Annotated in this window: 17 protein-coding genes; 15 read left to right on the plus strand and 2 right to left on the minus strand. The window is 35.5% G+C overall.

Features of this window, described 5'->3' with window-relative positions:
* Nucleotides 1-153 precede the first annotated feature (153 nt).
* Nucleotides 154-873: a GLPGLI family protein gene (locus PSU83_RS05060; RefSeq protein WP_300587415.1), complete on the plus strand. Its 720-nt coding sequence runs from the start codon at nucleotides 154-156 to the stop codon at nucleotides 871-873.
* Between the two features lie 3 nt (nucleotides 874-876).
* A complete protein-coding gene (locus PSU83_RS05065; RefSeq protein ID WP_300587417.1) occupies nucleotides 877-3534 on the plus strand; it encodes a carboxypeptidase-like regulatory domain-containing protein in 2658 nt (885 codons plus the stop codon).
* Between the two features lie 203 nt (nucleotides 3535-3737).
* Here the strand turns inward: PSU83_RS05065 and PSU83_RS05070 are convergent, their stop codons facing one another.
* On the minus strand, nucleotides 3738-4082 hold the full coding sequence (locus PSU83_RS05070) for a membrane-binding protein (RefSeq protein WP_300587419.1): 345 nt from the start codon (nucleotides 4080-4082) through the stop codon (nucleotides 3738-3740).
* 162 nt (nucleotides 4083-4244) lie between these two features.
* The gene (locus tag PSU83_RS05075) at nucleotides 4245-5237 is read right to left on the minus strand and encodes a TlpA disulfide reductase family protein (protein ID WP_300587422.1); all 993 of its coding nucleotides are present in this window, start codon (nucleotides 5235-5237) and stop codon (nucleotides 4245-4247) included.
* Between the two features lie 136 nt (nucleotides 5238-5373).
* Between PSU83_RS05075 and aspS the strand changes: the two genes are divergently transcribed.
* The 13 genes from aspS (at nucleotide 5374) to nuoK (ending at nucleotide 16170) form a co-directional block, all read left to right on the plus strand.
* Nucleotides 5374-7125, plus strand: coding sequence for an aspartate--tRNA ligase (gene aspS / locus PSU83_RS05080; protein ID WP_300587424.1), 1752 nt, complete (start codon nucleotides 5374-5376; stop codon nucleotides 7123-7125).
* Nucleotides 7126-7345: 220 nt separating this feature from the next.
* Entirely contained in the window at nucleotides 7346-7546 is a 201-nt protein-coding gene (locus PSU83_RS05085) for a cold shock domain-containing protein (protein ID WP_293872363.1), read from the plus strand.
* A 207-nt stretch (nucleotides 7547-7753) separates the two neighbouring features.
* Nucleotides 7754-8119, plus strand: a complete 366-nt coding sequence (gene ndhC / locus PSU83_RS05090) for an NADH-quinone oxidoreductase subunit A (protein ID WP_300587429.1) — start codon at nucleotides 7754-7756, stop codon at nucleotides 8117-8119.
* A 98-nt stretch (nucleotides 8120-8217) separates the two neighbouring features.
* Entirely contained in the window at nucleotides 8218-8760 is a 543-nt protein-coding gene (locus PSU83_RS05095) for an NADH-quinone oxidoreductase subunit B (protein ID WP_300587432.1), read from the plus strand.
* Between the two features lie 2 nt (nucleotides 8761-8762).
* The gene (locus PSU83_RS05100) at nucleotides 8763-9293 is read left to right on the plus strand and encodes an NADH-quinone oxidoreductase subunit C (RefSeq protein ID WP_300587435.1); all 531 of its coding nucleotides are present in this window, start codon (nucleotides 8763-8765) and stop codon (nucleotides 9291-9293) included.
* Nucleotides 9294-10529 (plus strand): NADH-quinone oxidoreductase subunit D, encoded by a 1236-nt coding sequence (locus PSU83_RS05105; RefSeq protein WP_300587438.1) that lies wholly within the window; start codon nucleotides 9294-9296, stop codon nucleotides 10527-10529.
* Nucleotides 10530-10607: 78 nt separating this feature from the next.
* Entirely contained in the window at nucleotides 10608-11138 is a 531-nt protein-coding gene (locus tag PSU83_RS05110) for an NAD(P)H-dependent oxidoreductase subunit E (RefSeq protein WP_300587440.1), read from the plus strand.
* Nucleotides 11139-11142: 4 nt separating this feature from the next.
* Nucleotides 11143-12510 (plus strand): NADH-quinone oxidoreductase subunit NuoF, encoded by a 1368-nt coding sequence (gene nuoF, locus PSU83_RS05115; RefSeq protein WP_300587443.1) that lies wholly within the window; start codon nucleotides 11143-11145, stop codon nucleotides 12508-12510.
* A 182-nt stretch (nucleotides 12511-12692) separates the two neighbouring features.
* The gene (locus PSU83_RS05120; protein ID WP_300587445.1) at nucleotides 12693-13748 is read left to right on the plus strand and encodes a 2Fe-2S iron-sulfur cluster-binding protein; all 1056 of its coding nucleotides are present in this window, start codon (nucleotides 12693-12695) and stop codon (nucleotides 13746-13748) included.
* Nucleotides 13741-14772: an NADH-quinone oxidoreductase subunit NuoH gene (gene nuoH, locus PSU83_RS05125; RefSeq protein ID WP_300587447.1), complete on the plus strand. Its 1032-nt coding sequence runs from the start codon at nucleotides 13741-13743 to the stop codon at nucleotides 14770-14772. Before PSU83_RS05120 ends, nuoH begins: the two co-directional genes overlap by 8 nt.
* An 11-nt stretch (nucleotides 14773-14783) precedes the next feature.
* Nucleotides 14784-15335, plus strand: coding sequence for an NADH-quinone oxidoreductase subunit I (locus PSU83_RS05130; RefSeq protein ID WP_300587449.1), 552 nt, complete (start codon nucleotides 14784-14786; stop codon nucleotides 15333-15335).
* Nucleotides 15335-15850 (plus strand): NADH-quinone oxidoreductase subunit J, encoded by a 516-nt coding sequence (locus PSU83_RS05135; protein WP_300587451.1) that lies wholly within the window; start codon nucleotides 15335-15337, stop codon nucleotides 15848-15850. Before PSU83_RS05130 ends, PSU83_RS05135 begins: the two co-directional genes overlap by 1 nt.
* Nucleotides 15850-16170: an NADH-quinone oxidoreductase subunit NuoK gene (gene nuoK, locus PSU83_RS05140; RefSeq protein WP_300587453.1), complete on the plus strand. Its 321-nt coding sequence runs from the start codon at nucleotides 15850-15852 to the stop codon at nucleotides 16168-16170. Before PSU83_RS05135 ends, nuoK begins: the two co-directional genes overlap by 1 nt.
* Nucleotides 16171-16176 lie beyond the last annotated feature (6 nt).

Here is a 16176-nt window from a genome sequence, read left to right on the forward strand (position 1 = left end):
CAAATAGATATGAAATAAAATCAAACGGTTTTATTTTTTATCGGACAATAATGAATGCAAATATTAAACTTTTAAATTCCATGCCAAATTAAAAAAAAAGTAGCGGGTAATTAACTTTACCCGCTACTTTCTATAACTTAAAAACGTACTACTATGATTTTAAACAAAGTATTATTAGCCTTTTTTTTACTCTTTAATACAATTGTATTAGCTCAAGAGAGTATCACGGTGGAATATAAATCGATAATTCAAGACAATAAAGATGACTACGGAAGTTACAACTTTGAAAAAACCAAATTAGTAACTAATGCAACTGAAAGTTTGTATTTTGAAACTCCCTTGGATACTATTGTAAGTATTGGGGATTCGGAAACGTATTCTAATGAAGGTATGACCTATTCTAAAACGTATTACAAAAATTTAAAAAACAAATACATTATCTACGATAAAAATTATGGTATTAATTCAAATATAAAAGATGAAAATTATACTATTAATTGGGAAATCACTGAAAATACCAAACAAATATTAGGCTATACTTGTCAAGAAGCTACAGGAGATTTTAGAGGAAGAAAATATAAAGCTTATTTTTCGCAAGACCTCCCTTTTAAAAACGGACCACATAAATTTGATGGTCTTCCTGGCCTAATATTAGAAGTTCGATCTCTAGATAATGTAGTATCAATTGTTGCTGAAAAAATTATTATCGAGGAAAGTACTATAAAAAACCCTTTCATTGATAGTAAATATAATACTTGGGATGAATTCATAAAAAAATACAAACTGTATTTTGACAAAGTTTCAAATTATCGAGGAGAAGAAGGAGTAACCATGGCTATTGCTAAAAGATATATTGAAGTTTTTATAGAATAATTCATGAAATACATCCTATTCTTTTTTACACTTACCTGCTCGATTGTAAACGCTCAAACCATCAAAGGAACTATTACTGATGGCGAAAACGTGGCGATTAGTAATGTGAATGTATTAATTAAAAAAGCTAAAAATCCAAAACTTATTTATCAATTTACCGCAACAGATGAAAATGGTTTTTATTCCATCAAGTTACCTGTTTATTTAGATTCATTACTTGTTGAAGTAACTGCTGTAGGGTATACTTCTGAACAAAAAACAAGTTTCAATTTAAAAAAAGAAGACTATCCATTGCAACTTGATTTTATCTTACAAAAAGCAAGTACATCATTAAAAGAGGTTATTATTAAAGCAAAAGAAAAACCTGTCAGAGTAAAAAATGACACAACGACTTATAATCCAAACTCATTCAGAGACGGCACGGAAAAAGTAGTGGAAGATCTCTTAAAAAAATTACCCGGAATAAAAGTCGAAAGTAATGGACAAATAACATTCAAAGGCAAAACCATCAAGAAAATGCTCTTAGATGGTGATGATCTCTTCGACAATCAATATGTTGTAGGTTCCAAAAATATTGATGTTGAAATGGTTGAAAATGTGCAAGCAATAGAGAATTATAACGAAAACGGTTTGCTCAAAGGCATATCGGATTCTGACGATGTTGCTTTGAATTTAAAATTAAAAAAAGGAAAAACAGATCTTTCTGGTACAGTTAAAATCGGTTATGGTGTAGTTGACCAATACGATTCGTCTGTTACTGGACTTTTAATAAATAGAAAAACCAAGAACTTTGGACTCATAAGTCATAATAATGTTGGAACCAATAATAGTCCCTATAATATTCAATCTGAAATCAATTCAGTTGAAAATTTAAATGATGAAGCCCTGTTGTCCAAAGCAATCATTAATGAAGGAAATTTAAGTTCTCCTTTAGACGACCAACAAGCCAACGTAAATGATAATTTTTACTTTAATTTCAACACCTTAAATAGGTTATCTAAAAAGGTAACTAGTAGAATAAATCTCGGGTTTTACAATGATAAACTCACCAGAAACAATTCAACATATTCAGAATACAATCTACCAAACAATTTTTTTGTTATAAACCAAAACGAAAGCCTTGAAAAAAAACCACAAATTTTAAATGCAAACTTTCAACTACTAAATAAAAAGTCAAGTAAAAGCAATTGGGAATATTTAGGGAAAATTAGGTATCAAGACGTTGGTTTCAATAGCCTAAGTAACAACAATGACCAACTGCAAAACAATAGCGTAAAAAGCAACTACTTCTTCACAAAACATAATTTTAACTTCACTACGCTTATAAATAAAAATACCGTTTTCATAGGTTCTGCATTATATTCAAAAAGCAATTCCCCTCAAAAATATAACAACGCACCAGGAATTTCAATTGACGACAATGCAACACTGCCTATTCTTGAAAACAATCAAACAAGTACTTTTACAAAAGAAGTAGTTAACCTAAAATTTGACTTATTAAGTGCTTTTAATGAATTTAAAGTTTGGATTCAAACAGGATTTAATGCTATAAAAAACGATTTTGACTCCTCATTAACCTCATTAGACGCAAATAACGAAGCATTCACCAACAACAACTTTCGCAATGATTTGGTCTACTCAATAGCATACCCATATGCAAACAGCAGCATAGTGTATAAAAAAGGCAAAAATGCAATTAAATTCAATCTAGGATCGCACTATTACCAACAAGAATTAAAAGACGACGTCAATTACACGTTAACAAAAAACAAAAGATTTGTCGTGTCGCGTGGCTTAAAATTTTTACATAACATTACCCATAAAACAGTAATCATAGCAGGATATGATTACAATGAGGTTGGACCAAAAGAATCAAATATCTATAATGGACTCGTACAAACCAATTACCGAAGTTTTCAAAACAACGAATCAAATTTAGATTTTTCAAAAACAAACAATTTCAGTCTATTCTTTAATTACAACGACCTCTTTAATTTAAAACGGTTTCAAACTATTTTAAGTTACAGCACAACCAATAATAATTACCTAACCAAAACTCAAATCAACCCAAACATTTCAACCACTACCTCATTTTTAGCACAAACTCCTACCAAGAATTTTAACATTTTAGTTTCTGGCGAAAAATACCTTCACTTCATAAGAACTACGCTTCAAATCAATTCAAATTATACTATTTCTTCTTACAGCAACATCGTAAATAATTCTACCCTAAGAGCTATTGAAAGTAAAAATTTAAATATCGATTTAAAACTAAGAACCGGTTTTAAGACTCATATTAATCTTGAAACTCAAACCATGTATCTAAATAATATTTTCAAACTCAAAGACAACAGGCCAAGCTATTTAAACACTTTAAACCAAACCTTGAAAGTTATCTACAATCCCAAAAAAAACATTTTCGCTACAACTACTCTAAACTTCATATCCAACGACTTAGCGGTAAACAACAATTATTTATTTCTAGATAGCGAAATTACATATACACCAAAAAACAAAAAAATAGAGTATTCACTCAGAGCAAAAAATCTAACAAACAACACAACATTTCAATCGGTAACCATTTCAGATTATTATAAAACAGTAGCATCACAAAATTTAATAAACCGATACATTATGGGCGTTGTTAGTTTTAAATTTTGAAGCACACCTTTTTCTTCCTTTACACCTTCACACCCGCTGTCCGCGCTACACGGTAGCTTGCTCCCATCGGGGCTAGTTTACACGTTTATAATTTCTTAGAACTATCAAACCATCTTGAGCTAGACATAAAAATTCATAAAACCATTTTATAAAAAAAAGGAACCCATAGTGGATTCCTTTTTGCATTACTAAAAGTAACTTCTTTAATTTTTAGCCAGAGCATCTTGTTTCCAAGATTTTACCTTCGCAACTCTGCTGCTTGAGTAATCCACTTCGCTTAGAGATTGGTCACTCCAAAAAAACCATTTTCCAGTTTTCTGACCATTCGTATATTCCCCAATAGATTTTTTGTTTCCGTTTGTATCAAATGCAACCCAGCTTCCTTCTAATTTGCCATCCTTATAATGACCTTGTTGCTGAATCTGTCCGTTATCATAGTAATACGTTGCTTTTACCAAAGTTCCTTCTTGTGCTAAAATAGGTTTAGCGGTCTGCGCAAAACTCATCGCTGAGAGTACTAAAGCGCCTAAAATCATTATCTTTTTCATAGTAGTAGGTTTTAAATATTCATATTAACATAACAAATATATAGATTATTTTACATTAAAAAAACTTTCGCTTAACAATTTGGTAACATTAGCTGAAAACTTAACATTGGAAAATAAAAAAGCCCCGTATTTCGGGGCTTACTATGAATCAGTGTTTTAAACTTATTTCACTAAACTTTCTAATTGTGCCGTCAACCTAGGGTCAGAAGGTCGGGCTGCATCAGCATCTACAATTTTTCCAGTTGGGTCAATCAGGATAAATCTGGGTATCGAATTAATTTTATAGGACGCAATAAAATCCGATTTCCAGTCTTTATCAGCAAACAATTGGATGCCACCAAGATCTTTCTCAGTAACGAACTTTTTCCATTTTTCATGATCTTTTTCAACATCTATAGAAATGCTCACAAAAGCGATATTCTTTTCATGAAACTTTTCTTCCACTACTTTCAAAGATGGAATCTCCGCACGACAAGGACCGCACCAAGTTGCCCAAACATCAATGTAAACATATTTACCACGCAAATCTTCTAACTTCGTTTTACCCCCTTTATGATTTTCATAATCAAACGTCGCAGAAACTGTATTATTCATTTTTTTATTCGCACTGATCTGAGAATAATACTGCTGAAGACCGAGCAAGTTAGTATCAAGACCGACTTTATTCATAGTAACAAAAGCAGGGTCCAATCCCGCTTTGTTCATTTTTTCTAGATTCCTATTCTTAACTTCTTCAATAGCCTTTTTGAATCCTTCTTCTTCTAAGTTCAACATTTTTTCATAACCCGCACCTTCATCTGATAACGTTTCCTGAGCTAAATAATTGTTTTCTTTTGCACCGGTTCCCGAGAACTTAATCGATTCATCAAATTGTGAAGCATCCATCGTCATTTTTAAATCATATCCGTTTTTTAAGTACAACATAGCGTATTCAACTCCGTCAAATAGTTGATACATTCCTTCTTTAACCGGAAAGGAAGCTTTAAAAATTCCTTTGTCAAGCTTGATTTCCTGTATAATTTTGTTGTTGTCTTTAATATAAAGCATATCGCCATTTCTTTTGGCAATGTCTGCCTGAAATTTTACCACATCGCTTTGGGCAAAACCTAAGCTTGAGAACAGAAGCGCTGTTAAAATGAAATACAGTTTTTTCATAAAGATTAATTTTAAATTTAGTGAACCCAAATATACTTTTTTTATGAATTAGTTATATAAACGTTTCGTTAAACTTGACAGAAACTTTGCATAGTAAATTGATATTTGTTTTTTACTTTTGCAAAAAATTATTACAATGTACAGAAGTCACAATAATGGCGAACTAAACGCCTCGCACATTACTAAAGAAGTAACGCTCGCTGGTTGGGTTCAGAAATCCAGAGATAAAGGATTTATGATTTGGGTTGATTTGCGCGACCGTTACGGAATTACACAATTAATTTTTGATGAAAAAAGAACAGACAAAGCCGTATTTGAAAGAGCAAAATCACTAGGAAGAGAATTTGTAATACAGGTAAAAGGAACTGTAATCGAACGGGAATCGAAAAATGCAAATATGTCAACCGGTGATATTGAAATACTAGTTTCTGAATTGAATATTCTAAATACAGCACTAACTCCGCCCTTCACGATTGAAGATGAAACTGATGGTGGCGAAGACATACGAATGAAATACCGTTACTTGGATATTCGTAGAAATCCGGTAAAAAACGCCTTGCTGTTCCGTCATAAAGTAGCCATGGAAGTTCGTAAATATTTATCTGATTTGGATTTTTGTGAAGTGGAAACGCCGTATTTAATCAAATCTACTCCAGAAGGCGCAAGAGATTTCGTGGTGCCAAGCCGAATGAATCAAGGTCAATTTTATGCGTTGCCACAATCGCCACAAACCTTCAAACAATTGTTAATGGTGGGCGGAATGGATAAATATTTCCAAATCGTAAAATGTTTCCGTGACGAAGATTTACGTGCCGACAGACAACCCGAGTTCACCCAAATCGATTGCGAAATGGCATTCGTAGAACAAGAAGATATTTTGAATGTTTTTGAAGGATTGACAAGACATTTACTAAAAAAACTAAACGGTATCGAAGTAGCCGAATTCCCAAGAATAACCTACGATCACGCTATGAAAACCTACGGAAATGACAAACCAGACATCCGTTTCGGAATGGAATTTGGTGAGTTGAATGAAGTAGCTCAAAATAAAGAATTTGGAGTTTTCAACTCGGCTGAATTAGTTGTCGGAATTGCAGTTCCAAGTGCTGGCGAATATACACGTAAAGAAATTGACGGATTGATTGATTGGGTAAAACGTCCACAAGTTGGCGCTTCCGGGATGGTTTACGTAAAATGTAACGAAGACGGAACATTCAAATCATCTGTAGATAAATTCTATGATCAAGAGGATTTGGCAAATTGGGCAAAAGTTACCGGAGCAAAAGCCGGCGACATGATTTTTGTTCTTTCCGGACCAGCAGATAAAACGCGTACGCAACTTTCAGCCCTTAGAATGGAATTGGCAACACGTTTGGGATTAAGAAATCCGAATGAATTTGCACCACTATGGGTTGTAGATTTTCCTTTGTTAGAATGGGATGAAGAAAGCGGTCGTTATCACGCGATGCACCATCCATTCACGTCTCCAAAACCTGAAGACATGAAATTGATTGAGACAGAACCCGGAAAAGTTCGTGCCAATGCTTATGATATGGTATTAAACGGAAATGAAATTGGTGGTGGATCAATTCGTATTCACGATAAAGACTTGCAAAGCAGAATGTTCTCTTTATTAGGATTTTCACCGGAACAAGCTGAAGATCAGTTCGGTTTCTTAATGAATGCTTTTCAATTTGGTGCTCCCCCACATGGTGGATTGGCTTTTGGATTGGACAGATTAGTAGCGATTCTTGGCGGTCAGGAAACCATTCGCGATTTTATTGCTTTCCCTAAGAACAATTCAGGAAGGGATGTTATGATTGATGCACCATCTAAAATTGATGATGCGCAATTAAAAGACTTAGCTATCAAATTGGATTTACAGTAATTTCTATAAAATTCACATAAAACAGAGAAGCAACTGTTTAATTATCCAAAAACAGTTGCTTTTTTTGGCTAAAAACTGAAAATCTCTCAAGTATTTATCTATCAAGTTTTTAAAGATCAAATTAAATTTTAACATTTTTTTAATTATTTAGCACTGAAATGCTTGTTATATCAACAAAAAATTTATCTTTGACCATTATTAATTATTTTTACAATACAAAATGCGCACAGGAACAGTAAAATTTTTCAACGAGTCTAAAGGTTATGGTTTTATCACAGATGATGAAACTGGAAAAGACATTTTCGTACATGCTACCGGAGTTAAAACTGAAAATTTAGCCGAAGGAGACAAAGTATCTTACGAAGAAGAAGAAGGAAGAAAAGGTAAAGTAGCAGCTCAAGTAGTAGCTATCGAAGACTAATATATATTATTTTTTGATTACCTCGATTTAAATGACGTCCCGAAATATTCGGGACGTTTTTTTATGTTTTAAACTCTGCTATTTAAAATCATTTTAAATAGTCGCTTTTCCAAGCTAATTAACAAACGTTTATCGCCTGATTTTTGCGAATTAAATAATGCGATGTATATTTGTAGCTATTTCAATTTACTTCTAATTTTAAGCAATATGCAGTCCAATCAATTAGATTATTTACCAATTCTTATGCAAGCAGGTCTAGCTATAGGATTTGTGGTTTTGACCATAATTGGGTCTGGCTATCTAGGGCCGAAAAGACACTCCAAAAATAAAGATAAAAACTTTGAATGCGGAATAGAGTCGATCGGAAACGCCCGAATTCCTTTCTCTGTCAAATATTTCCTTGTTGCAATTCTATTCGTTTTGTTTGATGTTGAAGTGATATTCCTATATCCTTGGGCAGTCAACTTTAAAGAATTGGGAGTAGAAGGAATGTTTAAAATGGTGATCTTTATGATGTTGCTTCTCGTTGGCTTCTTCTATATCATCAAGAAAAGAGCATTAGAATGGGAATAATGAAAAAATATTTTAAATTATAAATTCTGAATTTTAAATTAGAAACGTTTCAAGTTACTCAAACAATTCAAAATTTACAATTCAAAATTCAAAATAAAATGGATACAAAACCAAATATAGTTGCTCCACCAGAAGGAGTTGTTGGCGAAGGATACTTTGCTACAAAACTGAACGATGTTGTCGGATTGGCTCGTGCTAATTCACTTTGGCCATTGCCTTTTGCAACATCTTGTTGTGGAATTGAATTTATGGCAACCATGGCTTCTCACTACGATTTAGCGCGTTTTGGTTCTGAAAGAGTTAGTTTTTCTCCTCGTCAGGCCGATATGTTAATGGTAATGGGAACTATTTCTAAAAAAATGGCGCCAATTTTACGTCAGGTTTACGAACAAATGTCGGAACCAAGATGGGTAATTGCCGTGGGAGCTTGCGCTTCATCCGGTGGCGTTTTCGATACCTATTCCGTTCTGCAAGGAATTGACAAAGTTATTCCAGTGGACGTTTACGTTCCGGGATGTCCGCCAAGACCAGAACAAATTGTTGACGGCGTAATGCAATTACAGGAATTGGTACGAAATGAATCGGTTCGCAGACGAAGTTCACCAGAATACAAAGAATTACTATCTTCCTATAACCTATAAAAATGGCTTTAGCGATAACAAACATACAAGAGAAATTAACACACAGATTTGGGGTGAAAGTATTCGCTTTTGAAATGCAGAAAGATATTTTTGCATTCGAGGCCAATCCAGAACACATCCATGAGGTTATCAAATTTCTTAAAGAAGACGAAGAATTCAATTTCCATTTTCTAACGGATTTATGTGGAATTCACTTTCCAGATAATGACGACGATCATCAATTTGCCGTGGTTTATCATCTGCACAATTGGATTGAAAACACAAGAATTCGTGTAAAAACCTATTTGAATACGCAGCCTGAAGTTGCTACTATCATCGATTTATTCTCGTGCGCCAACTGGATGGAACGAGAAACTTGGGATTTTTACGGAATCGTTTTTAAAGGTCATCCCCAATTAAAAAGAATCCTAAACATGGACGAGATGATTTCATTTCCAATGCGTAAGGAATTCCCATTAGAAGACAGCGGAAGAACAGACAAAGACGATAGATTTTTTGGAAGAACAGTGTCAAATAAGTCAATAGTACAGTAAATGTCAGAACTATTATTACCACCAGAGCAACGTTATGCTAAAATAATTGAGCAAAGCAAAAATGAAGATGGAAGCGAATATTCTGTCCTGAATTTAGGCCCAACCCATCCAGCAACACACGGAATTTTCCAAAACATTCTTCTAATGGATGGAGAGCGAATTCTAGAAGCAGAACCAACTATAGGTTACATTCACCGTGCTTTTGAAAAAATTGCCGAAAACCGTCCGTTTTACCAAATAAACGTTTTGACGGACCGAATGAATTATTGTTCCTCACCAATCAACAACATGGCGTGGTGGATGACAGTAGAAAAATTATTAGACATCGAAGTTCCAAAACGCGCTCAGTATTTAAGAGTTATCGTAATGGAATTAGCCCGAATTACGGACCACTTAATTTGTAATTCAATCCTAGGGGTAGATACCGGAGCCTATACTGGTTTCCTTTACGTATTCCAATTCAGAGAAAAAGTTTACGAGATATATGAAGAAATTTGTGGTGCTCGTTTAACAACAAATATGGGGAGAATTGGTGGTTTCGAAAGAGAATGGTCGCCAAAAGCTTTCGAATTATTGAATACGTTCTTAACGGATTTCCCAGTGGCTTGGAAAGAATTCGAAAACCTTTTTGAAAGAAACAGAATTTTTATTGACAGAACAGCCAACGTTGGACCAATAACTCCTGAAAAAGCAATGTCTTACGGATTTACAGGTCCAAACTTGCGTGCTACGGGAGTTGATTATGACGTTCGTGTTGCCCAGCCTTATTCTTCTTATGAAGATTTTGATTTTATTGTTCCAGTTGGGAAATCAGGTGATACATATGATCGTTTCTGCGTTCGTAATGCGGAAGTTTGGGAAAGTTTGAGTATAATTCGTCAAGCATTAGATAAAATGCCTGAAGGACCAATACATGCGGATGTTCCTGATTATTATTTACCTCCCAAAGAAGATGTTTACACTAATATGGAGAGCTTAATCTATCATTTCAAAATTGTGATGGGAGAAGTTCCAGTTCCAGTTGCCGAAGTCTATCATGCGGTTGAAGGTGGAAATGGAGAATTAGGATTTTATTTAGTTACTGACGGAAGTCGTACTCCTTACAGATTACACTTCAGAAGGCCTTGTTTCATTTATTACCAAGCCTATCCTGAAATGATAAAAGGAGCCATGTTATCTGACGCTATCGTAATACTATCAAGTTTAAATGTAATTGCCGGCGAATTAGACGCTTAAAGATCATAGATTGCAGAATGGAGATTTTAGAATGGAGATTAAAATCTAATATCTAAAATTTAATATCTAAAATTAGAAATGGAAAGAACACACATACAACAAGAAATAAATATCACTGATGCTCTAATGACGCGCATCAATGAGCTACTCAGTCATTATCCTGAAGACAAAAAGAAATCAGCTTTATTGCCAATTTTACATGAAGTTCAAGATGCTCACGATAACTGGTTAAGCACTGATTTGCAAATCAAAGTTGCTGAAATCATAGAAATTCAACCGATTGAAGTTTTTGAAGTGGTTACTTTTTATACCATGTACAATCAAAGACCCATCGGAAAATATATGTTTGAGTTTTGCCAAACTTCACCGTGTTGTTTGAATGGCGTAGAAAACTTGATGGATTACACTTGTACTAAATTAGGGGTAAAAGTAGGTGAACCAACTTCTGACGGACTATTTGAAGTGCGTGGCGTTGAATGTCTTGGAGCTTGTGGCTATGCTCCAATGATGCAGTTGGGTGATTTCTACCAAGAACATTTAACAGAGCAAAAAATCGATCAGCTGATTGCTGATTGCAAAGACGGAAAAATCACTTTACACGATAAATAATATCATGGGAAGAAAAATATTATTAGACAAAATTAACGTTCCGGGAATCAAAACCTTCGAAGTATACCGCAAAGAAGGCGGCTATGCATCGGTAGAAAAAGCCCTGAAAAAAATGACTCCGGATGAAGTAGTTGAAGAAGTAAAAACTTCAGGACTTCGTGGTCGTGGTGGCGCAGGTTTCCCTGCCGGCATGAAATGGAGTTTTATCGATAAAAAATCAGGTAAACCAAGACATCTAGTTTGCAATGCCGACGAATCAGAACCGGGAACTTTCAAAGACCGGTATTTGATGGAATATATTCCGCATTTATTGATTGAAGGAATGATTACCTCAAGTTACGCATTGGGCGCCAACCTCTCCTACATCTACATCCGAGGAGAATACATGTGGGTTTACAAAATTTTAGAAAGAGCCATCGCCGAAGCAAAAGCTGCTGGATTTTTAGGTAAAAACATATTAGGTTCTGGTTACGATTTGGAATTATATGTTCAAATTGGAGCCGGAGCTTACATCTGTGGAGAAGAAACCGCGCTTATTGAAAGTTTAGAAGGAAAACGTGGAAATCCTAGAATTAAACCGCCATTCCCAGCTGTTTCTGGACTTTGGGCGAATCCAACAGTTGTGAATAATGTAGAAACTATTGCTGCTGTTCCTTGGATTGTAAATAATTCGGGTGCTGATTATGCTGCAATTGGAATCGGACGTTCAACGGGAACCAAATTAATTTCAGCTTCAGGAAATATCAAAAATCAAGGCGTTTTCGAAATAGATTTAGGTTTATCGGTATATGAATTCATGAATTCAGACGAATATTGCGGTGGAATGCAAACCGATCGTCCTTTAAAAGCCTTAGTGCCAGGAGGAAGTTCAGTTCCAGTTCTACCAGCGCATTTAATATACAAAACTGCTGCAGGCGAAGATCGTCTAATGTCTTACGAAAGTCTATCTGATGGTGGATTTGCAACAGGATCAATGTTAGGTTCAGGAGGATTTATCGTTTATGATGATAGAGCTTGTATCGTTCGTAACACATGGAATTTCTCAAGATTTTACCACCACGAAAGCTGCGGTCAATGTACGCCTTGCCGTGAAGGAACAGGTTGGTTAGAAAAAGTATTGTGGCGAATTGAAAACGGTCAAGGCCGCGAGGAAGATATCGAATTGTTATGGAGCATCCAATCTAAAATCGAAGGAAACACGATTTGTCCTTTAGGAGATGCTGCTGCATGGCCAGTCGCTGCGGCAATTCGTCATTTTAAAGATGAGTTTGAATACCATATCCGTTTTCCAGAAAAAATAAAAAACAGAGAACACTTTGTAGCAGAACCTTTTGAAAAAGTGAAGCATTTAGTAGCAAAGCAAGAAGTATAAAATAATTAGAAGCGAATGGCTTGGGCATTTTTGCCATCCATTTTCCCGCTTTACGTTGCAATCTTTTTTGTATTTCCCTTTCGCTTAGCTACAGGGCAATTCAAAAAAGGATTTCCACTACAATCGGGGCTAGAGAAGAAACATAAGTAATAAAATACTCCGTAGGAGTTAAATATTGGTAAATGAAAGTAACCATAGACGGTCAAGAAATAGAAGTAGCTCCAGGAACAACCATCCTGCAAGCAGCTCGTATGATTGGTGGAGAATCGGTTCCGCCAGCCATGTGTTATTATTCGAAACTAAAAGGAACAGGCGGAAAATGCCGGTGCTGCTTAGTTGACGTTACTAAAGGAAGTGAAGCCGACCCAAGGCCCATGCCAAAATTAATGGCATCATGCGTAACAGGCTGTCAGGACGGAATGGAAATCGCTAGCAAATCTTCGGACAGAGTTAAAGAAGCGAGAAATGCCGTAACGGAATTCCTTTTGATCAATCACCCATTAGATTGCCCAGTTTGTGATCAGGCAGGAGAATGTGATTTACAGAATTTAAGTTTCGAACACGGAAAATTACAACAGCGTTTTATTGAAGATAAAAGAACTTTTGAGCCAGAAGATATTGGTGATAAAATCCAACTGCACATGAACCGTTGCATTGTTTGCCAACGCTGCGTGGAAGTTGCCGATCAATTAACAGATGGAAGAGTTCACGGAGTTTTGAATCGTGGCGATCATTCTCAAATTTCAACTTGTGTGAAAGCAGCCATTGACAACGATTTCTCAGGGAATATGATTGATGTTTGTCCCGTTGGTGCTTTGACCGATAAGACGTTCCGATTCAAATCGAGAGTCTGGTTCAACAAACCTTTCAATGCACACAGAGCATGTACAACTCCAGGATGTTGTGGCAAAACCACCGTTTGGATGTTTGGTGACGAAATTCAAAGAGTTACAGCGCGTAAAGACGAATACCATGAAGTGGAAGAATTCATTTGTAATACGTGCCGTTTTGATAAAAAAGACGTGGCTGACTGGATCATCGAGGGACCAAGAAAGTTCGAGAAAGATTCGGTTATCAATCAAAATAATTACACCAGAAAATTAGAGAAAGTTGAAATCGCTACTGAAAAAGGTATTCTTCAAGGTAGAGACATCGACCGCAAAAAAATCAGTATGGCTGAAATTGATTACAACGAAAAAATAGACGGAAACCCAGTAAATTCTCAGAACAATGGATAGTGCGTTCATAGTAGAAAAAAGTATATTCATAGTAACAATTTTTGCTATAACGATGCTTATGGCGATGTATTCTACTTGGGCTGAACGTAAAGTTGCCGCGTTTTTGCAAGACAGAGTCGGTCCAAATCGTGCGGGTTGGGGCGGACTGCTGCAGCCACTTGCAGACGGAATGAAGTTATTTGCCAAAGAAGAGTTCGAACCAGATACCAAAAATAGATTCTTGTTTTTTGTTGGACCCGCAATTGCTATGAGCACAGCCTTGATGACGAGTGCCGTAATTCCGTGGGGTGATAAATTAGAGATTTTTGGACGAACGGTCTATCTTCAAGCAACGGATCTTGACGCGTCGTTATTGTACATTTTCGCTATACTTTCTATTGGAGTTTACGGAATTATGATTGGCGGTTGGGCTTCTAACAATAAGTTTTCTTTAATGGGTGCGGTTCGTGCTGCGTCTCAAATGGTTTCTTATGAAGTTGCCATGGGATTATCGATCATCGCTCTGATAATGATGACGGGAACCTTAAGCTTAAAAGAAATGTCGATTCAACAAACCGGCATGAACTGGAATGTTTTCTATCAGCCGGTTGGCTTCTTAATCTTCTTAATCTGCGCTTTTGCAGAAACAAACAGAACGCCCTTTGACTTAGCGGAATGTGAAACAGAATTAATTGGTGGGTACCACACAGAATATTCATCCATGAAAATGGGATTTTATTTATTTGCAGAGTATGCCAATATGTTTATTTCATCAACCATAATCGCAGTACTTTATTTTGGAGGATACAACTATCCAGGAATGCAATGGATGGTGGACAATGTTGGTGTCAACACAGCGAACATCTTAGGAATAGGTGTTTTATTCATCAAAATATGCTTCTTTATTTTCTTCTACATGTGGGTTCGTTGGACGATACCACGTTTCAGATACGATCAATTAATGAATTTAGGATGGAAAATTTTAATTCCATTATCGATCGCCAATATTATTATAACAGGAATTTGTATTCTAGCTTTTAAATAAGAAAAGAAATTATGTCAGCATCAATACAAAGTATATCGCTTTCCGGTAGAAAAAAACAGGTTTCCAACAAGGAAATGACGTTTTGGGAAAGATTGTATCTGGTAGCCATCGTTAAAGGATTGGCCATTACCATCAAACACTTTTTTAGAAAAAAAGCAACAATTCAATATCCAGAACAAGTGCGCGAATTCAGCCCTGTTTATCGTGGTCAACACATGTTGAAACGCGATGAATTGGGTCGTGAAAACTGTACGGCTTGCGGTTTATGTGCTTTGTCATGTCCAGCAGAAGCGATCACTATGAAAGCAGAAGAACGCAAACCGGGTGAAGAAATGTTGTACCGCGAAGAAAAATATGCATCGATTTATGAAATCAATATGTTGCGTTGTATTTTCTGTGGTTTATGCGAAGAAGCATGTCCAAAAGACGCTATTTATTTAACGATTTCCAAAGAATTGGTTCCTTCTAGTTATGACAGGGAAGATTTTATTTTCGGAAAAGATAAATTGGTTATGCCTTTAGATATGGCGATGAAAAATGCTCAACTTAAAAACGCAAACTAATGTCAGCACTATTAATTACATTCTATATACTGTCAACCATTACATTGGGTTCTGCGTTTCTAACGATTTACAGCAGAAATCCTATACACAGTGCTATTTATTTGGTGATTTGTATGATTTCAATCGTGGGTCATTACTTAATGTTTAATGCACAGTTTTTGGCTATGGTTCAAGTCATCGTTTATGCTGGAGCTATTATGGTTCTCTTCTTATTTACCATCATGTTGATGAACTTAAATAGAGAAGATGAAGTCCACAAACCTCGTATTACAAGACTTGGAGCAATTACCGTTTTCATTTTAATCAGTGTTGTTTTAGTTACCGTTTTCATCAATTCTAAAACAATTATGGGTGAATACGATGTTTCTGGAGAAGATTTTCAATCCATAAAAACACTTGGAAAAGTACTGCTCAACGATTATATGGTTCCGTTTGAATTTGCCTCTATCCTATTGTTAGTAGCAATGATTGGTGTTGTTTTATTGTCTAAAAAAGAAAAAATAGAGAAGAAATAATGAATAATATTTTAAATGAAATAGGTATAGAAAACTACATTTTCCTTTCGGTACTGCTGTTTTGTATCGGGGTTTTTGGAGTTTTATACAGACGAAATGCAATCATCGTTTTCATGTCAATTGAAATCATGCTGAATGCCGTAAACTTATTATTTGTAGCATTTTCTACTTTTCATCAGGATGCAGAAGGACAAGTTTTCGTATTCTTCTCGATGGCAGTTGCTGCTGCTGAAGTTGCGGTTGGACTGGCCATTCTGGTTTCTGTATTTAGAAATATAGGCTCAATTGATATCGCTAATTTAAAGAACTTAAAAGGATAATCTGCA

Origin of the sequence: Flavobacterium sp., from assembly GCF_029945805.1 — a bacterium.
In the GTDB taxonomy this organism is placed as follows: domain Bacteria; phylum Bacteroidota; class Bacteroidia; order Flavobacteriales; family Flavobacteriaceae; genus Flavobacterium.